General features: G+C 62.1%; 20 protein-coding genes and 1 other RNA gene. 16 read left to right on the forward strand and 5 right to left on the reverse strand.

Going from position 1 to position 25,439, the window contains the following annotated elements:
- Nucleotides 1-210 precede the first annotated feature (210 nt).
- The 4 genes from ssrA to ubiG all read right to left on the reverse strand — a co-directional run bounded on the left by ssrA (nt 211) and on the right by ubiG (nt 5,890).
- Nucleotides 211-567: a transfer-messenger RNA gene (gene ssrA, locus ACU8YE_RS01195) on the reverse strand.
- Nucleotides 568-597: 30 nt separating this feature from the next.
- Nucleotides 598-4,368, reverse strand: a complete 3,771-nt coding sequence (locus tag ACU8YE_RS01200; protein WP_446927947.1) for a DUF748 domain-containing protein — start codon at nt 4,366-4,368, stop codon at nt 598-600.
- Nucleotides 4,369-4,487: 119 nt separating this feature from the next.
- A complete protein-coding gene (locus ACU8YE_RS01205) occupies nt 4,488-5,177 on the reverse strand; it encodes an HAD-IA family hydrolase (RefSeq protein ID WP_440838448.1) in 690 nt (229 codons plus the stop codon).
- Complete coding sequence (gene ubiG / locus ACU8YE_RS01210; RefSeq protein WP_232042282.1) at nt 5,174-5,890, reverse strand: bifunctional 2-polyprenyl-6-hydroxyphenol methylase/3-demethylubiquinol 3-O-methyltransferase UbiG; 717 nt, start codon at nt 5,888-5,890, stop codon at nt 5,174-5,176. The genes ACU8YE_RS01205 and ubiG overlap by 4 nt, the downstream gene beginning before the upstream one ends.
- 160 nt (nt 5,891-6,050) lie before the next feature.
- Between ubiG and ACU8YE_RS01215 the strand changes: the two genes are divergently transcribed.
- Complete coding sequence (locus tag ACU8YE_RS01215; protein WP_316868984.1) at nt 6,051-6,557, forward strand: outer membrane lipoprotein; 507 nt, start codon at nt 6,051-6,053, stop codon at nt 6,555-6,557.
- Nucleotides 6,558-6,733: 176 nt separating this feature from the next.
- Here ACU8YE_RS01215 and ompA read toward each other — a convergent pair whose 3' ends face one another.
- Nucleotides 6,734-7,390, reverse strand: a complete 657-nt coding sequence (gene ompA / locus ACU8YE_RS01220) for an outer membrane protein OmpA (RefSeq protein ID WP_232042283.1) — start codon at nt 7,388-7,390, stop codon at nt 6,734-6,736.
- Between the two features lie 432 nt (nt 7,391-7,822).
- Here ompA and gyrA point away from each other — a divergent pair, with 432 nt between their 5' ends.
- From gyrA to rfaD, 15 genes are all read left to right on the forward strand, one after another.
- The gene (gene gyrA / locus ACU8YE_RS01225; RefSeq protein ID WP_446927948.1) at nt 7,823-10,492 is read left to right on the forward strand and encodes a DNA gyrase subunit A; all 2,670 of its coding nucleotides are present in this window, start codon (nt 7,823-7,825) and stop codon (nt 10,490-10,492) included.
- Between the two features lie 128 nt (nt 10,493-10,620).
- The gene (locus tag ACU8YE_RS01230) at nt 10,621-11,181 is read left to right on the forward strand and encodes a DUF2059 domain-containing protein (protein ID WP_232042285.1); all 561 of its coding nucleotides are present in this window, start codon (nt 10,621-10,623) and stop codon (nt 11,179-11,181) included.
- Nucleotides 11,182-11,294: 113 nt separating this feature from the next.
- Nucleotides 11,295-12,431 carry a 3-phosphoserine/phosphohydroxythreonine transaminase gene (serC, locus tag ACU8YE_RS01235; protein WP_232042286.1) on the forward strand — a complete coding sequence of 379 codons (1,137 nt, stop codon included), beginning with the start codon at nt 11,295-11,297 and terminating at the stop codon, nt 12,429-12,431.
- Nucleotides 12,432-12,518: 87 nt separating this feature from the next.
- Nucleotides 12,519-13,634: a prephenate dehydratase gene (gene pheA / locus ACU8YE_RS01240; RefSeq protein WP_232042287.1), complete on the forward strand. Its 1,116-nt coding sequence runs from the start codon at nt 12,519-12,521 to the stop codon at nt 13,632-13,634.
- 52 nt (nt 13,635-13,686) lie between these two features.
- The gene (gene hisC, locus ACU8YE_RS01245; RefSeq protein WP_446927949.1) at nt 13,687-14,811 is read left to right on the forward strand and encodes a histidinol-phosphate transaminase; all 1,125 of its coding nucleotides are present in this window, start codon (nt 13,687-13,689) and stop codon (nt 14,809-14,811) included.
- Between the two features lie 97 nt (nt 14,812-14,908).
- Entirely contained in the window at nt 14,909-15,817 is a 909-nt protein-coding gene (locus tag ACU8YE_RS01250) for a prephenate dehydrogenase (protein ID WP_232042289.1), read from the forward strand.
- A gap of 26 nt (nt 15,818-15,843) precedes the next feature.
- Nucleotides 15,844-17,148 carry a 3-phosphoshikimate 1-carboxyvinyltransferase gene (gene aroA, locus ACU8YE_RS01255; RefSeq protein ID WP_316868617.1) on the forward strand — a complete coding sequence of 435 codons (1,305 nt, stop codon included), beginning with the start codon at nt 15,844-15,846 and terminating at the stop codon, nt 17,146-17,148.
- 26 nt (nt 17,149-17,174) lie between these two features.
- Complete coding sequence (cmk, locus tag ACU8YE_RS01260; RefSeq protein ID WP_260802812.1) at nt 17,175-17,870, forward strand: (d)CMP kinase; 696 nt, start codon at nt 17,175-17,177, stop codon at nt 17,868-17,870.
- A 134-nt stretch (nt 17,871-18,004) separates the two neighbouring features.
- Complete coding sequence (gene rpsA / locus ACU8YE_RS01265) at nt 18,005-19,693, forward strand: 30S ribosomal protein S1 (RefSeq protein ID WP_004629196.1); 1,689 nt, start codon at nt 18,005-18,007, stop codon at nt 19,691-19,693.
- Between the two features lie 45 nt (nt 19,694-19,738).
- Complete coding sequence (locus ACU8YE_RS01270; protein WP_045204506.1) at nt 19,739-20,167, forward strand: integration host factor subunit beta; 429 nt, start codon at nt 19,739-19,741, stop codon at nt 20,165-20,167.
- A 182-nt stretch (nt 20,168-20,349) separates the two neighbouring features.
- Nucleotides 20,350-20,673, forward strand: coding sequence for a LapA family protein (locus ACU8YE_RS01275; RefSeq protein WP_232042292.1), 324 nt, complete (start codon nt 20,350-20,352; stop codon nt 20,671-20,673).
- Between the two features lie 3 nt (nt 20,674-20,676).
- Nucleotides 20,677-21,951, forward strand: coding sequence for a lipopolysaccharide assembly protein LapB (gene lapB, locus ACU8YE_RS01280; protein ID WP_232042293.1), 1,275 nt, complete (start codon nt 20,677-20,679; stop codon nt 21,949-21,951).
- Between the two features lie 64 nt (nt 21,952-22,015).
- Nucleotides 22,016-23,380 (forward strand): UDP-glucose dehydrogenase family protein, encoded by a 1,365-nt coding sequence (locus tag ACU8YE_RS01285; protein WP_232042294.1) that lies wholly within the window; start codon nt 22,016-22,018, stop codon nt 23,378-23,380.
- Nucleotides 23,381-23,418: 38 nt separating this feature from the next.
- Nucleotides 23,419-24,351, forward strand: coding sequence for a D-glycero-beta-D-manno-heptose-7-phosphate kinase (gene rfaE1 / locus ACU8YE_RS01290; RefSeq protein WP_260802809.1), 933 nt, complete (start codon nt 23,419-23,421; stop codon nt 24,349-24,351).
- Nucleotides 24,352-24,369: 18 nt separating this feature from the next.
- A complete protein-coding gene (rfaD, locus tag ACU8YE_RS01295; protein WP_446927950.1) occupies nt 24,370-25,365 on the forward strand; it encodes an ADP-glyceromanno-heptose 6-epimerase in 996 nt (331 codons plus the stop codon).
- The last annotated feature ends 74 nt before the right edge of the window (nt 25,366-25,439 follow it).

A 25,439-nucleotide genomic window follows, 5' to 3' on the forward strand; every position in this document is an offset into this window, starting at 1 on the left:
GGCAAGGCAAGGATGGGCACCGCGAATACGTCTGTCGTTTTTGCGATGAGCTATGACTGGCGCGGCGTGAGGCGGCTCGACTGGCTCGTCTGCCATGCATGTCTTGCAGTGAGCCGAAGCGGCTAGGTCGATCCTTCCGCGGGGCAGGTCCCGCAGGCGCGTGTGCCGAAAAGAAAAAACCCCAACCGAGAACGGTTGGGGTTTTGCATTTGGTGGAGCCGGCGGGAATCGAACCCGCGTCCGCAAGCCCTCCACAGAGAGTTCTACATACTTAGTTCTGTCATTTGATTTAACCGCCGCATCGCGGACGAACACGCTCTACGACGGCGATTCACTAAGTTTTCGTCTCTAGGCCCGTGACTCACCTAGAGCTTATCTGACGTAAATGACCTCGCTAGTCTTTCGACCCTAGCCCGTCAGCGAGCCAGTGCGAGGACGGCGGCCCTTAGGCTGCCAGTGCGTAACGTTCGTCGTTAGCAGTTATTGCATTCCCATTGATTAACGAGGTGACGGGTCCTCGGTATGCCCTCACTGCTTCGCAACCCACGTCGAAACCAGGTCGGCCCCAGAGAAGAAGAGAATTATCCCACAGATGGGTTACTTCAGCGCGAAATCAACCCGTGTCGTCTTACCTTTGTCCTTGATGCCATCGGCACTGAGCTTGGGCGCTACCACGAAGAGACGTCCAGGCTCCACACGTTCTGCCAGCGCCACATGGACGGCGTTGGCACGGCGCTGGGCGAGTTCCCGCAGGTCAGCATCCGTCACTTGCACGTTGGTTTCCATCAGCTTGCGCATCTCGTCGGGCGGCAACGATTTCGCAAGCCCGATCACGTTGCGCGGTTTGGGGAACTTGGCGGCCTTGTAGGCGCGTTCAAGATACTTGTTTTCCTCTTCCGGCTTGACCGTTGTGTCTGCCTCAGCAGCGTCGCCGGCGTCCTTGAGCTTCTGCTCGCGAATCTGGCGATTTACCGCCTCCCGACGCAGGCCGTCGCGGTCGAACTCCGGATCGACGCGGCCGATGATGTCGACCTTCAGTGCTGGGCGGTCCTTCAGCGCAGTGGCGAGCTTGTCGAGCTTGGCCGCCGATGCCTGGCTGATGTCCGACGTGCCCGGATCGAATTCGATGTAGCCGAGTTCTTCGCCGCCGCTGCCGCCGAACGCACTCGCCAGCAACGAGAACGGCGCCGTCACGGCACGTGCGATGAGGTTCACGAACGCGCGCAGGATGACGCCGCCGATGCTGAACTGCGGATCATCGAGCGAGCCTGACACCGGCACGCGCACGTCGATCTCGCCGCGCGAATTCTTCAGCAGGGCCACCGCCAGTCGCACGGGCAAATTGGTGGCGTCCTTGCTTTCTACACGGTCGCCGAAGGTCAACTGGTCGATGAAGATATGGTTGTCGGCGGTCAGCTTGCCCTGGTCGAGCAAGTAGTGCAGATCCATCGTCAGCTTGCCCTTGGTGATCGGGTAGCCGGCGTATTTGGCGGAGTAGGGCGTGAGGTTGGTCAGCTCCACGCCGTCGGCCTTGGCTGTGAGATCCACAAAGGCTGTGGGGGCGAGCGGGTTGACCTTGCCGTGGATGTCCACCGGTGCCGTGCCGTCGACACTGCCGCGCAGCGTCACGTCGGCGGGCGTCTGGTTGGCGGCGGTGCTGATCGTGCCAATGGAGCCGCCGATGGCGGTAAGGTTGGCGGTGTAGTTCGGTTTGACGAAGTTGTCAGTGAAGCGGATGTTCCCGTCCTGCAGCGTGATGGCGTCAACGCGCAGGTCTGCGCCGCCGGCCTTGGGTGCGGGCGCGGTGGCTGTTACGGTGACAGCCGATGCAGGCGCCGAAGCCACCACGGGTGCGGCTGCCGGGGCGGAAGCTGCAGCGCCCGATGCCGATGCAGGTTCGCTCTGGGTCAGCGAGCGTCGCTCCTCGGTCGGCTGCACGCGGATGTCCTGCAGGTTCAGGCGCCCATTCGGGTTGATGATGATCCGCGCGTAAAACGTCGATAGTGCCACCGCGCCCACACGCACATGCGGCGTGGCGCCGTCATAGTTGGCCTGGATGCGGTTGAGCGCGAGCGAGCGCCAGCGCAGGAAGTCGTCGGAACTCAAGCGATCTTGCAGGCGCACGTTGCCCAGCGTCGCGTTGCCCTGGTAGTTCACAGTCAACGCCTTGCCCTGGTTGAGGACGAGGCGCCCGTCCATCGATAGCAACGCGCTGGTAATCGCCGCGTTCAACGACTTGTCCAGATACGGGTCAAAACCCGCGAGCGACAGGTTCTGCGAGTTTACGCGCAGGTCGGCCTTCAGCGGCTGCGGTACTACCTCGCCGCGTACATCGAGCTTGCCCTTGGTACCCAGCCCCGCACCGATCTGCACGTTGACGGGTTTGCCCAGGTCGGAGGACGCGTTCTGCACGACCACGTTCAGCGGCTCGACACGTACCTTGACCGGGCGCGAATTGGATTGGTCTTCAAAGCCGACGGCACTGTTGTCCAGCTTCAGCGTTTGCACCGTCACAGCCCAGGGTTTTTCGGCCGGGGCGTTCGATTTTGCGCTGGACTTGGCCGGCGCCGCCGATTTGCCCGTTGTCGATTGCGGCCCATCGAGCAGCGTCAACGTGGTCGTACCGTCCTTCTTGCGCAGTGCGTCGATCTGCAGCCCGTCGGCGCGTACTTCGTTCAGTGCGATGGTGCGGGCGCTCAGGTCAAAGCTCTTTACATCCGCGCGCAGCAGCTTGGCGCGCAGCGCAGTGTCTTTGCCCGTGGATGGCGCCAGCGACAGATCGGCCAGGCTGGCGGTCAGCGGTTCCGCACGCACGTTGAATTTGTCCGGCCCGAAGTCGAGCGCCACCTTGCCGTCGGCCGACAGCGCGCCGTTCTGCAATTGCGGTGCGCCCGCCTGGCGCAGATACGGGCCGATGCCGGCCAGCTTCACGCCATCCAGTTTCAGCTCCAGCTCGCCGGTGCTTTTCTCCAGCAATATGCTGCCCTTAACATTGAGCGCGCCGCCTTGCGCCAGCTTGGCGCCCACATCAAGCGTGGTCGGGCCGCCCAACGTGCGCACGCCAAAGTCACCGTGGAGGTCTTCCAGTGTCAGGTCGGCAGCCGGCTGCGTGGTCGAATCTCGCCAATGGACCGTGCTGTTCGCCAGTTGCAGCTTGCTGACCACCACATCCAAGGGCTTCGGCTTGGCGGCCGGCGCAGGCTCTGCCTTGGCAGCATTCGCTTCGGCAGGTACGGGTTTGCCGCCGAGTTGCGCGAAATTGATCGCTCCATCTGTACCACGCGTGGCATCGACGCGTACGCCATCCAGCGTCAGCGTATCGAGGTGGAATACGTTGTCGAGCGGGCGCACGTCGGCAAGTGTTGCGCGCACCTGTTTGGCAGCCACCAGTGGCGCTTTCTTGGCATCCACCACTTCCAGGTTGTCGAGGCCGGCTGTGCCGTGCACGCGCAGTACCGGAGCACCGGCCTTCGGCTTCTGGAACTCGATCGTCAGATCGGTCGTCAGCTTGCCTTGCGGCACCGCCACCGGCAGTGGGCCGGGCACGTAGCCGAGGTAGCGGGGCAGATCGAGGCCATCGATCTTGACGTTGAGGTTGGATTCGAGCGAATCGGCAAATGGCTTTGTCTTGCCCGCAAAATGCAGCGGTGCGCCGTCGATGCGCGCTGCCAGCAGCGGTTGCACGAAGATGTCTACATCGGCTGGCAGGCTCGCCAGAAAAGGCACACCGATTTGCAGGCCATCCACCTTGTGTTCCGTACCGAGCGGCTGGTCGACAAAATCGATCGCGCCGTTGGCCAACTGCAGATTGGCAAAGACGAAACGCGCCGGCTCGTTCGACTTGGGCTTGGGTGGGTTCTCCGGCTGGCTGAGCCTCTCGACGATGTCGGAGAAGTTGAAGCGCTGTTCTGCGGTGCGCACGATACGCACCTGCGGCGCCTCGATGCTGAGCTCTTCAATGACGGGCGCGCGGCGGAAGATCGAACTCCACGACGCGTTCACATGCAGATGGCCGACGTCGACGAACGGCGTCTTGCCGTCGCGCTCGGCAATGTGGAGCTGGTCAACATCAAGCCGCAGCGTGTATGGGTTGATGCTGATCTTGCCGACCGAAACCGGCCGTTCCAGCAGCGTACTGAGTTGCTTTTGCGCCAGGTGTCGCAGCAGCGGCGGGCCACCGAATGCGCCCAGCAGCCCGAATGCCACCAAGAAGATCAGCACGCCGATCGCGGTGCGCTTGGTGCGTCGCGATGTGCCAACCTGAGCCGCGCGTTGCCAGCCTGCCGTACCGCGCACGCGATCAAGCCGCGCGCGCCAGCCATTGGTATTCGATTGCAGATCAGGGCGCGAATCGGGGGAGGTGCTCATGCTGGTGTCGGTCCGGCCATGGCGTGGCCTACTTCGTCAGTCGGTCGACCGCCACGTCCCCGATGGGAGGCGGCGGTCCTGAAAGGTGCGACGCCCAGGCATTCACCTGGGCATCGTGGTCAAGCGCGTTGCGATTCGAGCAACAGCGGAATCAGCTCGGCCGCGCTGGCAATCAGCGCATCGGCGCGCCATTCCACGGGCGATGGTCCATTACCACAATAGCCGTAACTGGCCGCAATGGTAGGCATGCCGGCAGCACGGCCGGCTTCGATATCGCGAAGGTCATCGCCCACGTAGACGATCTGCCGTGCATTGACGCCGATGGACTCGGCCGCATGGAGCAGCGGGGCGGGGTGGGGCTTGGCATGCGGCGTGGTGTCGCCCGCGACGACACAGGCCGGAGGCACCGGCAACGGCAACTGCGCAACCAGCGGAACCGTCAGTCGCCCCGACTTGTTGGTGACGATGCCCCAGGGAATGCCTGCGCGGCCCAGTTCCAGCAGCACGTCGGCCATGCCTGGAAACAACCGCGTGCGCACGCAGATCTCCGCCTCGTAGTTGGCGAGAAACGCCAGCCGTAGGGATTCGAATTCCGCATCCTCGGGCCCGACACCGAACGCCACGCCAATCAGCCCGCGGGCACCATGCGAGGCAACCGGGCGGAGCGCTTCGTAGTCCACCGGTTCGAGGCCGCGGTCGGTGCGCACCTTATTGGCCGCCGCGGCCAGATCAGGGGCCGTGTCAGCAAGCGTGCCGTCCAGGTCGAACAGCACCGCGCCCAGCGGATCGGGGAACTGGCGCACCGTCATGCCTCGGCCGGACGGCGCGTCGCCATCAGGTAGTTGACGCTGGTGTCCTGCGTAAGGGCGTAGCGGCCGGTGAGCGGGTTGTATTCCAGCCCGCGCATCTCTTGAGCCTGCAGCCCGGCCCCGCGTACGAACGCGCTCAGCTCTGAGGGGCGAATGAACTTGGCGTAATCATGCGTGCCGCGCGGCAGCATGTTGAGGACATACTCCGCGCCAATGACCGCCAGCAGATACGCCTTGGCGTTCCGGTGGATGGTCGAAAAAAATACGTAACCGCCTGGCTTCACCAATGTCGCGCACGCGCGAACAACGGATGCCGGATCCGGCACATGTTCGAGCATCTCCATGCAAGTAACGACATCGAAGCTACCCGGCTCGCGTGCGGCCAGCGCTTCCGCGGCGATCTCCTCGTAATCGACGGTAACGCCCGCCTCGAGGCTGTGCAGGTCTGCAACACGCAATGCTTTGCGGGACAGATCGATGCCTTTGACGTTAGCGCCGGCACGCGCCATGCTCTCTGAGAGGATGCCGCCGCCGCAACCGACGTCTACGACGCGCTTGCCAACCAGCGGCGCAATCGACTGAATCCAGTCAAGGCGCAGCGGATTGATTTCGTGGAGGGGTTTGAACTCGCTGTTCGGATCCCACCAGCGGTGGGCGAGTTCGCTGAATTTTTCGAGTTCGCCGGGATCGGCGTTCGCGTGAGTGGTCGTCATGTTGCGCTGCGCCAGGGCATATCGGCTAGGTGAGGAAATGTACCAAAAAGCGTCGCCCCGACCAAATCATGGGGTTCGCAAAAAGGTTTCACATTGAAACAGAGGTGAACAAATGCGCATGCACTTTCTCCAACTGTCACCTTCGCTCAAGGAGAGATCAATGAAATCCAAACATATTCTGATGGGACTGGGTGTTGCGGGCCTGACAGTGCTGGCGGGCTGCGCCGCGCCCGGTTACGGCGGTGGCTATAACGGTGGGTATGCTCAGCAGCCCGCCTATGGCCAACAACCGGCTTATAGCGGGCAACCGCAGCAAACGGGCGCCCTTTACGGCCGGGTCGAATCGATCCAGCCGATGCAGGCCCCGGCAAATAGCCCGGGCATTTTGGGCACGATCATCGGCGGCGTGGCCGGCGGCATTCTGGGTCATCAGGTTGGCGGCGGTACGGGCAACACAGTCGCGACTATTGGTGGCGCAGCACTCGGTGCCTATGCAGGCAACCAGGTCGAACAGCGCGCCGGAGCGGGTGGGCAAACGGTGTACCGGATCACCGTGCGCCTGGATGATGGTCGCGTTGCCACTGTCACCCAGCGAAACCCGAACAATCTGCGCGTTGGCGATCGCGCCATGGTTGCTAACGACCAGGCGACACCTTCCTATCAATAAGACGGGCTGTCATGAGAAGAGGGGCATCGGGTGCCCCAAACAAAAAAGCGATGGCGCATCTGGCGTCATCGCTTTTTTAGTGCCCCTTTCCGCAGCAGCCCAGAGGAGGGCGTTTGCCGGTGTACAGGCGAAAAAAAGCCCAGCTTTCGCTGGGCTTTTTCCCGGTGTGAACCGAATTACTGAGCCTTGCGGGTGCCGACCACTTCGACGTCCACGCGGCGGTTCGGTTGCTGGCAGGCGATTTGTGCCTTGCGCGAACCCTTGCACGACTTCGGATCAACCTTCAGCTGGCGCTTGCCCTTGCCTTCCGTGTAGACACGGTTGGCTTCGATGCCCTTGCTGACCAGGTAGCCCTTGACGGCTTCAGCACGACGGACCGACAGGCGGTCGTTGTACTTGTCCGAGCCGAACGAGTCGGTGTGGCCAACGGCGATCACGACTTCCAGGTTGATGCCCTTCAGCTTCGAGACCAGGTCGTCCAGCTTGGCCTTGCCTTCCGGCTTCAGCACAGCCTTGTCGAAATCGAACAGGGTGTCAGCAGCGAACGTAACCTTTTCGCTCGACACAACCGGGGCAGCCGGAGCAGCGGGAGCAGCCGTCGGGGCAGCAGCCGGAGCCAGAGCGCCGTCGCACTGAGCGTTGGCGGTTGCCGGCGTCCAGAAGCCATTGCGCCAGCACAGTTCGTTCGTGCCGTTCTTCCAGACCCACTCGCTCGTGCCGTTACCCCAGTTGTCGTTGACGGCCTTCTTTTCGTAGGGCACCGACTGAGCGTAAGCGGACGCAGCCATGGCTACCGCAGCTGCAGCGAACGCGAGCTTGGCAAATTTTTTCATATTTCTCCTCTCAGGATGAGATCACCGCAGAAGACTGCGAGCAGATGGGACGAAAACAAGTCATACATTCTTCGGAGTATAACATTCTCGGTGTGGTGAAGGCTCCACTTCGAACAATGTCTGCCTCTTCGCTGGGGGATTGTGCCACAAGCACGCACTCCTAAAAAGCAAATATAAGCGATTCGAACGGGGCACCACGGCCTTGTGGTGTGTACGCAACAAGGCAGGAAATGGCTCGCAAACCCTTATGGGGACTGGCTCGCCGGTTTTGTCCTCGCTCGCAGGGAACGTGCCTGGGGTTGACGATGCGTCGCTCGCGCGTATGAGGGGAGGGGGCTTGCGGCATGGTAAAATGTTCTGTTATTCGCGCAACCGCAGCGTCCCGCTGTGGGCACCACTGTGCTCACTAGGGGACCTCCCACCGTTCGCCCAATGGATCAATTCGCCAAAGAGACACTCCCGGTATCGCTCGAAGAAGAAATGCGCAGCTCGTACCTCGCTTACGCCATGAGCGTGATCGTAGGTCGCGCCCTTCCAGATGTGCGGGATGGTCTCAAGCCGGTGCATCGTCGTGCGTTGTACTCGATGCACGAGCTGAACAACGACTGGAACCGCCCCTATAAGAAGTCCGCCCGTATCGTCGGGGATGTGATCGGTAAGTATCACCCCCACGGCGACACTGCTGTATACGACACCATCGTGCGGATGGCGCAGAACTTCTCTCTGCGCTACATGCTGGTCGACGGCCAAGGCAACTTCGGCTCGGTCGACGGCGACAACGCCGCGGCGATGCGTTACACCGAAATCCGCCTGTCGAAGATCGCCCACGAACTGCTGGCCGACCTCGACAAGGAAACGGTCAATTTCGAGCCGAACTACGACGGCTCCGAAACTGAACCATCGGTTCTGCCGGCTCGCATTCCCAACCTGCTGATCAACGGGTCGTCCGGGATCGCGGTGGGTATGGCGACGAACATTCCGCCGCACAATCTGAATGAAGTCGTCGATGGTTGCCTGCACTTGTTGCGCAACCCGGAAGCGACCGTCGACGAGCTGATCGAGCTGATTCCGGCGCCGGATTTCCCGACGGCGGGCATCATCTACGGCATTTCGGGCGTCCGTGAGGGCTATCGCACCGGCCGCGGCCGCGTTGTGATGCGCGCCAAGACGCACTTCGAGGATATCGATCGCGGCCAGCGCCAAGCGATCATCGTCGACGAGCTGCCGTATCAAGTTAACAAGCGCACGCTGCTCGAGCGTATTGCCGAGCTGGTCACCGAAAAACGCATCGAAGGCATTTCCGACATTCGCGACGAGTCGGACAAGTCCGGCATGCGCGTGGTGATCGAACTCAAGCGCGGCGAAGTGCCGGAGGTTGTGCTCAACAACCTCTATAAGAATACGCAGCTGCAGGATACGTTCGGCATGAACATGGTGGCGCTGGTCGACGGCCAGCCGCGTCTGCTGAACCTGCGTCAGATGCTGGAGTGCTTCCTGCTGCACCGCCGCGAGGTGGTGACGCGCCGCACCGTATTTGATCTGCGCAAGGCGCGCGAGCGTGGCCACATCCTGGAAGGTCTGGCGGTTGCGCTGGCCAACATCGATGAGTTCATCGCAATCATCAAGGCTGCCCCGACCCCGCCGGTCGCCAAGGCTGAGTTGATGAACCGTAGCTGGGATTCGGGTCTTGTGCGCGACATGCTCGTTCGCGCGGAGAGCGAAACCTCCGGCGGCGGTGCTGCGTATCGCCCGGAAGGACTGTTGCCCGTCTTTGGTATGCAGGCCGATGGCCTGTACAAGCTGTCGGACACGCAAGCGCAGGAAATCCTGCAGATGCGCCTGCAACGCCTCACCGGGCTGGAACAGGACAAGATCGTCCAGGAATACCGCGAAGTGATGGCACAGATCGCCGATCTGCTGGACATCCTGGCGCGGCCAGAGCGCATTACCGCCATCATCGTCGAGGAACTCACCGCGATCCGCGCCGAGTTTGGGGATGAGCGTCGCTCGCAGATCGAGCACAATGCGACCGAGTTGGACACAGAAGACCTCATTACGCCGCAAGATCTCGTGGTGACGTTGTCACACAGCGGCTATATGAAGAGCCAGCCGATTTCCGAATACCGTGCGCAGAAGCGTGGCGGTCGTGGCAAGCAAGCTGCCGCGACGAAGGAAGACGACTGGATCGACACGCTATTTGTCGCCAACACGCACGACTACATCCTTTGCTTCTCGAATCGCGGCCGTCTGTATTGGCTGAAGGTCTGGGAGGTGCCGCAAGGCAGCCGTAACTCGCGCGGTCGTCCGATCGTCAATATGTTCCCGCTGTCGCCGGGCGAGAAGATCAACGTGATCCTTCCGGTGAAGCAGTTCGATGAGCAGCATTTCGTGTTCATGGCGACTTCCAAGGGGACAGTCAAGAAGACGGCGCTGACGGATTTCTCGAACCCGCGCAAGGCCGGCATCATCGCAGTGGATCTTGACGAGGGCGATTTCCTGATCGGCGCGGACATTACCGATGGTCAGCACGACGTGATGCTGTTCTCAGACGCTGGCAAGGCGGTGCGCTTCGATGAAAACGATGTGCGCCCGATGGGTCGCCAAGCGCGCGGCGTTCGCGGTATGAACCTGGAAGAGGGCCAGCAGGTGATTGCCATGCTGGTCGCGCCGGCAGAAACCGAGGGCGAAGGTGCCCAGTCGATTGTCGGTAGTGTGCTGACCGCCACCGAAAACGGCTACGGCAAGCGCACGCCGATCTCGGAATACACCCGACATGGTCGCGGTACGAAGGGCATGATCGCCATCCAGACCTCGGAGCGTAACGGCAAGGTGGTGGCCGCCGCGCTGGTGGCGCCGGAAGATGAAATCATGCTGATCACGACGGGCGGTGTGCTGATCCGCACGCGCGTGGACGAGATCCGGGAAATGGGTCGCGCCACGCAGGGCGTCACGCTCATCTCAGTGGGTGAGGGCAACAAGCTGTCCGGGCTGCAACGTGTGATGGAGTCCGATGCTGAAGGCGCAGATGGTGTCGAAGGCGCCGATGCGGCGGATGCCGCTCCCGGTGCCGATGCACCGGCGGATGACAGCAGCGAGACATAATTAGAAACATCTTTTGCTTGCCGTTAGGCGCAGTTCTGTCATGATGCCGGACCTGTGCGCGGCAAGGGCTTGGAACTTTTGCGTCACACGCCCGGCCTAAACGCAACGCTTATCTCAAGGGAGCAACAATGCACAAGAGTCTCAAACTCAAACATCTGATCGTGGTGGCCGGTTTCGCTCCGCTGTTTGCGTTCGCGCAGGCTGGCGACGCCGACAAGACGGCTGCCATCAAAGAGCTGCTGACGACGATGAACGTCGATGCAGCCATCAAGGGTCAGGGTGAAGTGTTGGCTAACGGCGCTAAGCAGGAAGCCCCGCTGGTGCTGGAGCAGGCACTGGTCGAGAACAAGACTCTGAACGACAAGCAGAAGCAAGCCGCTGTCGACAAGCTGAAGAAGAATGGCGCCGTGCAGCGCATGACGGACGGTGCTGGCAAGGACTTCGACACGGAAGCCTTCCGCAAGGATGCTCTGCAAGCTCACTATGATTCGCTGGGCAAGTACTACTCGACCCAGGAAATCAAGGACTTGACCACGTTCCTGAAGACGCCGAGCGGCCAGAAGTTCATGGCCAACCAGGGCAAGGCCATGCAGGAAGTGTGGGGCAACGTGATGCAGAAGTACGGTCCGCAAGTCGGCAAGAAGATGCGCGACATGGCTGACAAGGAAGTTGCCGCTGCTGCGAAGTAATTGAGCCGCATAGGCAGACGATGGGGGCGCAATCCCCCTCGGGCTGTCAGTTGGTAGATAATGGCTGTTTGGGTTTGCGCCCAGACAGCCATTTTTCTTTTGCCCTTCGCCCTATGAACCAAGCGGATCGAGCCCTTCAAGCCAGCCAGGCGCGTGTGTACAACTTTTCGGCAGGTCCGGCGGTGTTGCCGCTCGAGGTGCTGGAACAGGCGAAAGAGGAGATGGTCTCCTGGCACGGCAGCGGCATGAGCGTGATGGAAATGAGCCATCGTGGCCGCGAGTTTGAAAGCATCCTGGCAGCGGCGTTCGGCGATTTGCGGCAGTTGCTGGCGGTGCCGGACAACTACGAAATCCTCTTCCTGCAAGGGGGTGCCATCGCCGAGAATGCCATCGTGCCGCTGAACCTGATGCGTCGGCTGTCGGCGGATGCACCGAAGGCTGACTATGTGGTCACCGGCACGTGGTCGGTCAAGTCGCAGCAGGAAGCGCGCAAGTACGGCGAGGTGAACATCGCTGCAACCAGCGAGGCTGAGCGCTTCCACAAGATCCCGGACGTATCGAGCTGGAAGCTGTCGTCAGACGCGGCCTACGTGCACCTGTGCACGAACGAAACCATTGTTGGTGTCGAGTATCAGGAGACGCCGGACGTCGGCCAAGCGCACGGGCGTGTTGTGGTGTCCGACGTGTCGAGCCACATCCTCTCGCGGCCGATCGACTGGAACGGCTATCAGGTCCTGTACGGTGGCGCGCAGAAAAACATCGGCCCCGCTGGCTTGACGATTGCCATCGTGCGCAAAGACCTTCTCGGACACGCGCACCCGCTGTGCCCGTCGGCATTCAACTGGCGTCTCGTGGCCGAGAACGGCTCGATGTACAACACGCCGCCCACCTACGCCATCTACATCGCGGGGCTCGTGTTTCAGTGGATCAAGCGCCAGGGCGGGGTCGAGGCGCTGGAGACGCGCAACATCATCAAGTCGAAGATGCTGTACGACTTTATCGACGCCAGCAGCTTCTACCGCAACGAGATCCATCCGACGTGCCGGTCGCGCATGAACGTGCCGTTCTTCCTTAACGACGAATCCCGCAACGAGGCGTTCCTCACGCAGGCGCGCGAGCGCGGGTTGGTGCAGCTCAAGGGTCACAAGTCCGTGGGCGGCATGCGGGCGAGCATCTACAACGCGATGCCGCTGGAAGGTGTAGAGGCGCTGGTCGACTTCATGCGTGAGTTTGAGAGAGTGTCCGCGTAAGGCTGATCCTCGATCACGGCAGAACATTGCGCGAAGCGCCCGCTTCGCGCGGCAATTTGCAATCCGTTGCCGAACCCGATTCCTACAATGACCAGTCAGTCAGACGATACGAAGCAAAACAAGGACGCCGCATTGGCGGCGGAGCTTGCGCCGTTGCGCACGCAGATCGACGCCATCGACAATCAGCTGCTTACGCTGCTCTCGGACCGCGCCAGGGTGGCGCAGGAAGTGGGCGAGGTGAAGAAGCGCTATTCGTCGCCGGCGTTCCGGCCGGACCGCGAATTACAGGTCATCCGCAAGATGCAGTCGGGCAATCAAGGGCCTCTGCACGACGAGAGCATCGCTGCCATCTGGCGCGAGGTGATGTCCGCTTGCCGTGGTCTGGAACAGGCCCTGCGCATCGGCTACCTCGGCCCGGCGGGCACGTTCTCGGAGCAGGCGGTAATCGCGCATTTCGGCCACGAGATCCAGCCGATGCCGTGCCCGAGCATCGACGAAGTGTTTCGTGCGGCAGAGTCCGGCACGGTCGATTGCGGTGTGGTGCCGGTCGAAAATTCGACGGAAGGCGTGGTGTCGCGCACGCTCGATCTGTTCTTGCAGACGTCGTTGAAGATCAGCGGCGAGATTGCGCTGCGAGTGCACCATAACTTGTTGCACAAGACGGGCGACATGTCGCAGGTGAAGGTGGTGCGCGCGCACGCGCAGGCGCTGGCGCAGTGCCAACGGTGGTTGAACACCAACTATCCGAATCTGCCGCGTGAGGCCGTGTCGAGCAACGCCGAGGCAGCGCGCATGGCGGGGGAGGACGAAACCGTTGCCGCGCTGGCAAGCGTGCAGGCGGCAAACCGCTACGGCCTGCACGTGGTGCGTGCCAATGTGGAAGACGATCCGCATAACCGCACGCGCTTTGTCGTGATCGGCAACTACGAGACGGAGCCGAGTGGACGCGATCAGACATCGTTGATCCTGTCGGTGCCGAACGAGGCCGGCGCTGTCTACAAGCTGCTGGCGCCGTTGGCAGAGAACGGCGTGTCGATGTGTCGCTTCGAGTCGCGCCCGGCGCGCAGTGGGGCGTGGGAGTACTACTTCTACGTCGATGTGGAAGGCCATCAGCGTGACCCGCAGGTAGCGCGCGCGCTGGAAAAGCTGCGGCACGACGCGGCGTATTTCAAAGTGTTGGGGTCCTATCCCTCGGCACATTGAGGGATTCAAGGCGCTCTGCACGGGCAGGGCGCCGATAACAGAGGAGCACCCCATGTCTTTGCAGTTCGGCCCCGAGTATGTCCGCGCCATCGCCCCTTATGTGGCCGGCAAGCCGATTTCCGAAGTGGCACGCGAGTTCGGTCTGGATGCCGCGCGCATCGTCAAGCTGGCGTCCAACGAAAACCCGCTGGGCATGCCGCAGTCGGCCAAGAACGCGATGGCCTCGGCCATTGACGAACTGGCACGCTATCCGGACGCCAACGGCTTCAGCCTGAAGGCGGCGCTGCATGCCAAGTTTGGCGTGCCGGAAGCATGGATCACGCTCGGCAACGGCAGCAATGACATCCTCGAGCTGGCAGCTCGCGCGCTGGTATCGCCGGGGCAGGCTGTGATGTATGCGCAGCACTCTTTTGCCGTGTATGCGCTTGCGGCGCAGGAGGTCGGCGCGCGCGCCATCGAGGTGCCGGCCCGCGATTACGGCCACGATCTCGACGCGATGGCCGCTGCAATCACGCCGGACACGCGCCTGATCTACATCGCCAACCCGAACAACCCGACTGGCACATTCCTGTCGGCCGATGACATTGCGACGTTCCTCGCCAAGGTGCCGCCGACGGTCGTTGTCGTGCTGGACGAGGCGTACAACGAGTTCCTCAAACCGGAGCAGCAGTACGACTCCACTGCATGGGTGCGCCAGTATCCGAACCTGCTCGTGTCGCGGACGTTCTCCAAGGCTTACGGACTGGCAGGCTTGCGTGTCGGCTATGGCATTGCGCAGCCGCAGTTGACTGATCTGCTCAACCGCATCCGCCAGCCGTTCAACGTCAACAGCCTGGCGCAGGCCGCAGCTGTGGCGGCGCTCAATGACGCGCAATTCCTGCAGCAATCGGCTGAACTGAACGCCGCCGGCTACGTGCAGTTGACAGACGCATTCGATCGGTTGGGTCTTCAGTACGTGCCGTCCTCGGGCAATTTTGTGCTGGTGCGCGTGGGCGATGACACGGGCGCCGGTGCGCGCGTGAACGTTGCGTTGCTCAAGCAGGGCGTGATCGTGCGTCCGGTCGGCAACTACGGCTTGCCGCAGTGGCTGCGCATCAGCATCGGCTTGCCGGAAGAGAACGCCACATTCATCGACGCACTGGAGACGGTGCTGGCGCAGGAAAAAGCTGCCGCTTAACTTCCGTAGCAACCGCCGTAGCGCCCTGTTTCCGGCATCGGGCCCTGCGCACATCGGGCTACAATGCCGCTTTGCTTTTTTCTGGCAGGGCGGTGTTGTGGCCTCTTCTTTTTCCAGTTCCCGGTTGGTGATTGTCGGCGTCGGCCTGATTGGCGGTTCGCTGGCGCTGGGGTTGCGTCGTGCGGGTGTGGTTGGGCATGTCGTCGGCGTGGGGCGATCGGCCGCGTCGCTTGAGACGGCGGTCCGCCTGGGCGTGATCGACGAAGCCCTGCCGATGGAAGAGGCCGTGCGCGGTGCCGACATGGTTGTGCTGTGTGCACCCGTCGCGCAGACGCTGCCGTTGCTGCTCGCCATGCAACCGCACCTGGGCCCCGACACCATCGTCACGGATGCCGGTAGCACCAAGTCCGACGTCATCATGGCCGCCAAGACTGCGCTGGGCGACCAGGTCAGCCAGTTCGTGCCGGCCCATCCGATTGCCGGCCGTGAGTTGAACGGCGTGGAGGCTGCGCTGGCCGATCTCTATGTCGGCAAAAAGACCGTGCTGTGCCCCCTGCAGGAAAACCGCCGCAGCGATGTTGCCCGTGTGCAGGCGATGTGGGAAGCCGCGGGCGCGCATTGCCACATCATGTCGGCCGTGCAGCACGATGCCGTGTTCGCCGCCGTTAGCCACCTGCCGCACGTGCTGTCGTACGCACTGGTCGCGCAGATCATCAATGCCGAAGACGGTGCACTCAAACTCGATTTTGCCGGCGGTGGTTTCCGCGACTTCACGCGCATCGCTGCATCGTCACCCGAAATGTGGCGTGACATCTGCCTGTCGAATCGCGAAGCGCTGTTGCGTGAACTCACGACCTACGAGGCGGTGATCGGCCGCATGAAAGCAATGATTGCAGAGCGCGACGGCGCAGCGCTTGAGCGCGTGTTCCGCCGGGCCAGCGAAGCGCGCCTCGCGTGGCCGCAACGGGTCGCACCCGGCAATGCTGCGGATGCGCAATCCGAATAACGTTTTGTTTTGAACTGAGTGGATTCATGGAACATCTCGACGTCGGCCCCCTGAAGACGGCGCGCGGCACCATCAAGCTGCCGGGCTCGAAGAGCATCTCCAACCGTGTGCTGCTGCTGGCCGCTCTCGCGCAGGGCGAGACGGTGGTGCGCGACCTGCTCGACTCCGACGACACGCGCGTCATGCTTGATGCGCTTGGCAAGCTGGGCGTCTCAGTCGAAGGCCTGGGTGACAACGCGTATCGTGTCACCGGCACCGGCGGTCGCTTTCCGAACAAGTCGGCCGATCTGTTTATGGGCAATGCCGGCACCGCTATCCGCCCGTTGACGGCCGCGCTGGCACTGCAAGGCGGCGAGTACACGCTGCACGGCGTGCCGCGCATGCACGAGCGGCCGATCGGGGACTTGGTCGACGGCCTGCGCCAAGTGGGCGCACGCATCGACTACACGGGCAATGAGGGCTATCCGCCGCTGGCGATCCACGCAGCGCAGGTCAAGATCGATGCACCGATTCGCGTGCGGGGCGATGTATCGAGTCAGTTCCTGACGGCATTGCTGATGGCGCTGCCGCTGGTCGAGTCTGTCGGCAATGTCGCCATCGAAGTGGTTGGCGAGCTGATTTCCAAGCCTTACATCGAGATCACGCTGAACCTGATGGCGCGCTTCGGCGTGCAGGTCGCGCGCGATGGCTGGGCGTCGTTCACCGTGCCGACCGGCGTGGCCTACAAGGCGCCGGGCGAGATCTTTGTGGAAGGCGATGCTTCGTCTGCGTCGTACTTCCTGGCCGCGGGCGCGCTTGGCGGCGGGCCGGTGCGTGTGGAAGGTGTCGGCATGTCCAGCATCCAGGGCGACGTCCGCTTTGCCGACGCACTGAACCGCATGGGCGCCAACGTCATGGCCGGCGGCAACTGGATCGAAGTGCGCGGCGTCGAGCGCGACGACGGCAAGCTGCACGCCGTCGAGTTGGATTGCAATCACATTCCCGATGCGGCAATGACGCTGGCGGTGGCAGCGCTGTTTGCCGACGGCACAACCACGCTGACCAACATTGCGAGCTGGCGCGTCAAGGAGACCGACCGGCTGAGCGCCATGGCCACCGAACTGCGCAAGCTGGGGGCCGAGGTAGAAGAGGGGGCAGACTACATTCGTGTGACGCCCCCGTCGCAATGGACTCTGCCCGCCGGCGGCATCGACACCTACGATGACCATCGCATGGCGATGGCTTTCTCGCTGGCCGCGTTTGGCCCGGTGCCGGTGCGCATCAACGACCCCCGCTGCGTCGCCAAGACGTTCCCGGAATATTTCACTGCGTTCAGCGGCATTACCGCTTGAGCCGCAATTAACTGCCAGTCATCATCATGTCCGACACCGCTGCTTCCACGCCGTACCCGGTCATCACCATCGACGGTCCGACCGCATCCGGCAAGGGCACGGTCGCTCACCAGGTCGCGGATCTGCTCGGCTTTCATCTGCTGGATAGTGGGTCGCTGTACCGGTTGGTGGCGCTTGCCAGCATGCGCGAGAACATCGACGACCACGACGTCGAGAGCCTCGTGCGTATCGCCCGCGAACTCGATGTGCGCTTCAAGGCAGATCACATTTGGCTCAAAGGCGAGGATGTGAGCTTGGCGCTGCGGCATGAGTCCGTTGGCAACCAGGCTTCGGCCATCGCAGTACATGGTGCGGTGCGGGAGGCGTTGCATGCACGTCAGCGCGCGTTCCTGGAAGCGCCTGGCCTCGTGGCCGACGGCCGTGATATGGGCACAGTGGTTTTCCCCGAAGCAGTGCTCAAGGTGTTCCTGACGGCAAGCGTGCAGGCACGCGCCGAGCGGCGCTATAAACAATTGATTGCAAAGGGTTTTTCTGCTACAGTGGAAAGTCTTTCGCAGGACTTGGAGGCGCGTGATTTGCGGGATCGCACCCGCAGTGTCGCGCCGCTGCGTCCGGCGCAAGATGCGCGGCAACTGGACTCGTCCGACATGACGGTCGATGAAGTGGTCGCGCAGGTACTGGACTGGTACCGCCAGGTGCAGGGCGCCAACAAGGCGAACTGACTCGGCTGAACTGGTTCGATCGGTGCCGGTGGCATGTCGCTGCCGGCGGTTGTTCAACTTATAACCCCGCATGCGTGTCTTCGCCATTCCGTGCGAAAGCAATGCGAGGCATGTTCTGCGGATGTCTATTTTTTATGTCCCAAACTAACGAATCTTTTGCCGCCCTGTTCGAAGAGTCGATCGCCAAGTCCAATATGAAGGCTGGCGAAGTGATCTCTGCGGAAGTTGTGCGTATCGACCACAACTTCGTCGTTGTGAACGCGGGCCTGAAGTCTGAAGCTTTTGTTCCGGTCGAAGAATTCCTGAACGATCAGGGCGAACTGGAAGTGCAAGTCGGCGACTACGTTTCGGTCGCAATCGACGCGCTGGAAAACGGCTATGGCGACACCATCCTGTCGCGCGACAAGGCCAAGCGTCTGGCTTCGTGGCTGAACCTTGAAAAGGCACTGGAATCCGGCGAGATCATCTCCGGTACCGTGACTGGCAAGGTCAAGGGCGGCCTGACCGTCATGGTCAACGGTATTCGTGCATTCCTGCCGGGTTCGCTCGTCGACGTGCGTCCGATCAAGGACACCACGCCGTACGAAGGCAAGACCCTCGAATTCAAGGTCATCAAGCTGGACCGCAAGCGCAACAACGTTGTGCTGTCGCGCCGTGCCGTGGTTGAAGCCACGCTGGGCGAAGAGCGTCAGAAGCTGATGGAAACGCTCAAGGAAGGCGCGATCGTCAACGGTATCGTCAAGAACATCACCGACTACGGCGCGTTCGTGGATCTGGGTGGCATCGACGGTCTGCTGCACATCACCGACCTGGCATGGCGTCGTGTGCGTCACCCGAGCGAAGTGCTGTCGGTTGGCCAAGAAATCACCGCCAAGATCCTCAAGTTCGACCAAGAGAAGAACCGCGTTTCGCTGGGCGTCAAGCAACTGGGTGAAGATCCGTGGGTCGGCATCTCGCGCCGCTATCCGCAAGGCACCCGTCTGTTCGGCAAGGTGACGAACCTGACCGACTACGGCGCATTCGTCGAGATCGAAGCCGGTATCGAAGGCCTGGTCCACGTGTCGGAAATGGACTGGACCAACAAGAACGTGGCTCCGTCGAAGGTTGTCCAGCTGGGCGACGAAGTGGAAGTCATGGTTCTGGATATCGACGAAGACAAGCGTCGTATCAGCCTGGGCATGAAGCAGTGCAAGGCCAACCCGTGGGACGATTTCGCGCGTAACCAGAAGAAGGGCGACAAGCTGGCTGGCCAGATCAAGTCGATCACCGACTTCGGCGTGTTCATCGGTCTGCCGGGCGGCATCGACGGCCTGGTGCACTTGTCGGACCTGTCGTGGCAAGAGACGGGCGAAGAAGCTGTTCGCAAGTACAAGAAGGGCGACGAAGTGGAAGCCGTTGTGCTGGCCATCGACGTCGACAAGGAACGCATCTCGCTGGGTATCAAGCAACTGTCGGGCGACCCGTTCAACAACTTCATCTCGACCAACGACAAGGGTTCGATCGTGCAGGTCACGATCAAGGCCGTTGATCCGAAGGGTGCCGTGGTGCAGCTGGCTGACGACGTGGAAGGCTACCTGCGTGCCTCGGAAATCTCGAGCGACCGCGTGGAAGATGCCCGCAACGTGCTGAAGGAAGGCGAAACGATGACCGCGATGATCGTCAACATCGATCGCAAGTCGCGCAACATCAACGTCTCCATCAAGGCGAAGGACAGCGCCGACCAACAGGAAGCGATGCAGAAGTTCTCGGCGGATACCGGCGCAGCTGGTACCACGAACCTCGGCGCGCTGCTGAAGGCCAAGCTGAACGAAACCAATCAGTAAGCATCAACCGGGTCGACCCTAAAGAACGACGAGGACGCGCGCAAGATGCCCATGACCAAGTCCGAACTCGTGGAAAAGCTGGCCGCTCGCTTTCCGCAGCTGCTGCTGCGGGATGCCGATATCGCGGTCAAGACGATCCTGGATGCGATGTCCGACGCCCTGGCGGACGGCCACCGCATCGAGATCCGCGGATTCGGAAGCTTCGGTCTGAATCGTCGTCCGCCGCGTGTCGGTCGCAATCCCAAGTCTGGCGAGAAAGTGCTGGTACCCGAAAAGCGGGTGCCTCACTTCAAGGCGGGCAAGGAGTTGCGCGAACGGGTTGACCGCAGCCTGGAGCGGCAAGGCGAGCCTTCTTTGGAGGGCGAGCCTGCCGTGTCGCTCGCGACGGTAAAGGCTTCGAGACAGGCTGACAGCACCCGTCAGGCTGCTGGTTTTCCGGTAGACACGGCGGTGCCGCTGGCAATGTCGCGCTAAGCCTAGGTAGCATTTGGTAGCTTCAGGAACGCCCCGCTTGCCGGGGCGTTTTTTATTCCGGCGATGCTTGTCTGCCGCCAAGCCTGGCGTGGCTGGCCGCCATATGAATCCGCTACAATGCGGCACAACCCGGCAATCGCGCCGTTTCCGGCTGTTGCACCGCCGCCCGTTTCCGAATCCGCATGAAATTTCTCGTCTGGGTCATCCGCATTCTGTTGTTCGTGCTGCTCTTCGTGCTGGCACTGCACAACACGGCGGAAGTCTCGCTCGTGCTGCCGTTTGGCGTGGTCTGGCATGCACCGCTGATCCTGATCGCCTTGGCGTTCTTTGTCGCCGGCATCTTGTTGGCCATGCTGGCCATGGCTCCGCGTGTGATGCGACATCGCTTTACGGCAAGCCGCTTGCGCCGCCAGATCGGTCGCATGAAGAAGGCGGATGAGGTGACCGAGGTGCCCACGCCCGTTGTCGCCGATTCTCCGTATCACGTTCCCGGCCCCAAGGTCTGACGCATGGATTTTGATCTCTGGTGGCTGTTGGCCATCCCCCTGGTGTTTGGCTTGGGCTGGGTGGCTGCGCGGCTCGATGCCCGCCAGTTGCGCACCGAACAATCGTCGCTGCCGCGCTCGTACTTCAAGGGGCTCAATTTCCTGCTCAACGAGCAGCCGGACAAGGCTATCGACGCTTTCATTGAAGTTGCGCGTCTGGACCCGGAGACCACGGAGCTGCACTTTGCGCTCGGTAGCCTGTTCCGCCGCCGCGGTGAAACCGAGCGCGCCATCCGCGTTCACCAAAATCTCGTCAATCGCCCGGATCTTCCCCCCAATGAGCGCGATCACGCGCTGTTTGAACTGGGGCAGGATTTCCTGCGCGCCGGCCTGCTGGATCGCGCAGAGGAATCCCTGCGCATGCTGATGGAGGGCACATTCGCTGAGCCGGCCAAGCGCGTGCTGCTCGAGTTGTACGAGGTCGAAAAGGAGTGGCGCAAGGCCATTGAAGCAGCGCGTGAATTGCAGAAGCTGCAAGGCAAGGATTACGCCGTGCAGATCGCGCAGTTTTGCTGCGAAGTCGCCCAGGAAGCGCTGCAGCGCAAGGACGTACCGACCGCCGTCGAATGGCTGGAGCGTGCGCTGCAGGAGAATCCGAAGAACGTGCGCGCCACCATTCAGTTGGGCGACGTGGCGCAAGGGCAGGGCGATGTTGAAGGCGCCATCAAGCGTTGGCGCAGCATCGAACAGCAAAACACGGCCTTCTTGCCGTTGGTGGCTGAACGCCTGATGAAGGCGTACACGCAGCTTGGCCGCGCCGCCGAGGGACTCGCATGGCTGCGCTCCAAGATGGACGCGCGCCTGGGCCCCGAACTGCTCGATACGGTCTACAAGTACGAATTGGATGTGCACGGTATTGACGATGCCGTGGCGCTGATGCGCGATCAGATCCGTCGTCAGCCGTCGTTGATGGCGTTGACGCGGCTCGTGGAAGCCGAAGCAACCCGCGCGTCCGAGGCGGTTGGCAGTGAAGCACCCGCGGCGGCCGACGCCGCCGAAAGTGCGCTGGCAGACCCCGTTGAAGCGGGCAGCAATGCCGATATCCAGCGCGCGCAGGATCTCGGCGCCATTCGCGATTTGCTGCAAAGCCGTACGCGCAATCTGGCGCGCTATACCTGCCAGGAGTGCGGTTTCCGCGCGCGTCTGTTCTATTGGCAGTGCCCTGGCTGCAATCGTTGGGAAACGTATGCACCGCGCCGTACCGAGACGCTCGGCGGCAGCGGCGGTGCCAGCATGTAATTCAGTCCGGCGCGGCCTGCTTGTAGCGGCCGCGCTGGCGCTTTTTTAATCTTCAAGTGTTCGTATGAAAATCACCATCATCGGTAGCGGTTATGTCGGTCTGGTCACCGGCGCATGTTTGGCGGAGCTGGGCAACGATGTGTTCTGCCTCGACGTCGACCAGAAGAAGATCGACCTGCTCAACGCCGGCGGCGTGCCCATCTACGAACCGGGCCTGAAGGAGCTGATCGAGCGCAACCGCGCGGCCGGCCGCATCCAGTTTTCGACTGACGTGGCTGCCAGCGTGGCACACGGCGACGTGCAATTCATCGCCGTGGGCACGCCGCCCGATGAAGACGGCTCCGCCGACCTGAAGTACGTGCTGGCGGCCGCGCGCAACATCGCCCAGCACATGGCGGGCTTCAAGGTGATCGTCGACAAATCGACGGTGCCGGTGGGAACGGGCGACAAGGTGCGCGCCGCGGTTGGCGAAGTGCTGGCAACGCGCGGCAAGTCGGACATCGGCTTTTCGGTGGTGTCGAACCCCGAATTCCTGAAAGAAGGTGCTGCGGTGGACGACTTCATGCGCCCGGACCGCATCGTGCTCGGCACGTATGGCGATAACGATGGCCTGCGCGCAAAGGCCATCATGCGCACGTTGTACGCGCCGTTCAACCGCAACCATGAGCGCACGTTCTACATGGACGTGCGCTCCGCCGAGTTCACCAAATACGCGGCCAATTCGATGCTGGCCACGCGCATCTCGTTCATGAACGAGATGGCCAATCTGGCTGACAAGGTGGGGGCGGATATCGAACTCGTTCGCCTGGGCATCGGCTCCGACCCGCGTATCGGCTACAGCTTCCTCTACGCTGGCACCGGCTACGGCGGTTCGTGCTTCCCCAAGGACGTGCAGGCGCTGGTGCGCACGGCGCAGGAGTACGGCCAGACGCTGCACGTGCTCGAAGCCGTTGAAGCCGTCAATGACAAGCAGAAGGAAGTGCTGGTCGGCAAGATCGAAGACCGCATGGGCGCCGACCTGACCGGCCGCACGTTCGCCATCTGGGGCCTGGCTTTCAAGCCGAATACTGACGATATGCGCGAAGCACCGAGCCGCATCCTGATTGGCGCGCTGCTGGCGCGCGGTGCGCGCGTGCAAGTGTATGACCCGGTTGCGATGGAAGAAGCCCGCCATGCGCTGGCGCTCGATCTTTCTGCCGAGCAACTGGAACGCGTGACGTTCTGCGCCGGTCAGATGGACGCGCTCAAGAATGCCGATGCGCTGGTCATCGTGACCGAGTGGAAGGCATTCCGCAGCCCGGATTTCAACGCCGTAAAGGCCCTGTTGAAGACGCCGATGGTGTTCGACGGCCGCAATCTGTTCGAGCCGCAAGCCATGCGCGATGCGGGCTTTGAATACCAGGCCATCGGGCGCTCCACCCAATCGTAATCACCGAGACCCACCGGCCACTGCCGACGTCCAGACCCATGACCACGCTCGCTTCCGAACAGATCCACGCCGCCCGCATTCTCGTGGTCGGCGACATGATGCTCGACCGCTACTGGTTTGGAGACGTCGATCGGATTTCGCCGGAAGCACCGGTACCGGTCGTTCAGATCAAGCGCCAGGAAGAACGCCTTGGTGGTGCCGCCAACGTGGCGCGCAACGTGGCGGCACTGGGCGCACAGGCCACCATGCTCGGGGTGATTGGCGACGACGAACCGGGCCGCACCATCGAAACGCTGCTTGGCGAGAGCCACGTTACGGGTCACCTGCATCGCGATCCGGCGGTCAACACGACGATCAAGCTGCGCGTGCTGGCACGTCAGCAACAATTGATACGCGTTGACTTTGAAAATGCGCCCACGCACGAAGTGCTGATGTCGGTGCTCGATCGTTTCGCCATGCTGGTGCCGCAGCACGACGTGGTGGTGCTGTCGGACTACGGTAAGGGCGGTCTCACGCACGTCGGCAAGATGATCGAGATGTCGCGCCACGCCGGCCGCCGCGTGCTGGTCGACCCGAAGGGCGACGATTATTCGCGCTACAAGGGCGCAACCATGATTACGCCCAACCGCGCTGAAATGCGCCAGGTGGTGGGCTCGTGGAAATCCGAGCAGGACCTCACCATCCGTGCACAAAACCTGCGCCGCGAACTGCAGCTGGAGGCACTGCTGCTTACGCGCTCGGAAGAAGGCATGACGCTTTATACCGAGCACGAGGTGTTGCACGTGTCAGCGCAGGCACGGGAAGTGTTCGACGTCTCGGGCGCAGGCGATACCGTGATCGCCACGCTGGCCGCGTTGCTGGGCGCGGGCGCCAACATCAAGGAAGCCGTGCAGTACGCGAATCGCGCAGGCGGCATCGTCGTCGGCAAGCTGGGCACGGCTGTCGTCACGCACGCAGAACTCTTTAACTGATCATCCGATCAACAGATCATGACCATCATCGTCACCGGCGCGGCCGGCTTTATCGGCGCCAACATCGTTAAAGGCCTGAACGAGCGCGGCGAGACCGACATCATCGCCGTCGACAACCTCACGCGGGCCGACAAGTTCAAGAACATCGTCGACTGCCAGATCAGCGACTACCTGGACAAGACCGATTTTGTCGAACGCTTTGCGCGCGGCGAGTTCGGCAAAGTCCGCGCGATCTTCCATGAGGGCGCCTGCTCCGACACCATGGAGACCGATGGCCGCTACATGATGGACAACAATTACCGCTACTCGCTGGCAGTGATGCGCGCGTGCTTGGACCAAGGCGTGCAGTTTCTCTATGCCTCGTCGGCTGCCACGTACGGCGCGTCGGAAACGTTCCGCGAAGAGCCCGAGTTCGAGCGGCCGCTCAACGTGTATGGGTATTCCAAGCTGCTGTTCGACCAGATCGTGCGCCGTGTCATGCCGACGGCGCTGTCGCAGATCGTCGGCTTCCGCTACTTCAACGTCTACGGCCCGCGCGAGCAGCACAAGGGTCGCATGGCGTCGGTGGCATTCCACAACTTCAACCAGTTCCTCGCAGAAGGGACTGTCAAGCTGTTCGGCGAGTACAACGGCTACCCGCAGGGCGGTCAGATGCGCGATTTCGTGTCGGTGGAAGATGTGGTGAAGGTCAACCTGTTCTTCTTCGACAATCCGGACAAGTCTGGCATCTTCAATCTCGGCACGGGCCGTGCGCAGCCGTTCAACGACATCGCCACGACGGTCGTGAACACATTGCGCGCAGCGGAAGGCAAGCCTGCGCTTTCCACCGAAGAGCTGGCACAGGAAGGCCTGATCGAATACGTAAAATTTCCCGATGCGTTGCGTGGCAAGTACCAGTGCTTCACGCAGGCTGACCAGTCGCGCCTGCGCGCGGCAGGTTACACGGCACCGTTCCTGACGGTCCAGGAAGGCGTGGAGCGTTACTGCCAGTGGCTGTTGAAGCAGCCGGCCTGACCGCTCAGTCGTTTCAAGAATCAGACAGCGTGTGACTTTTTGTCCGCGCGCAGGGGCATCGCCAGGATGCTCTT

The organism is Ralstonia sp. VS2407 (assembly GCF_052950655.1).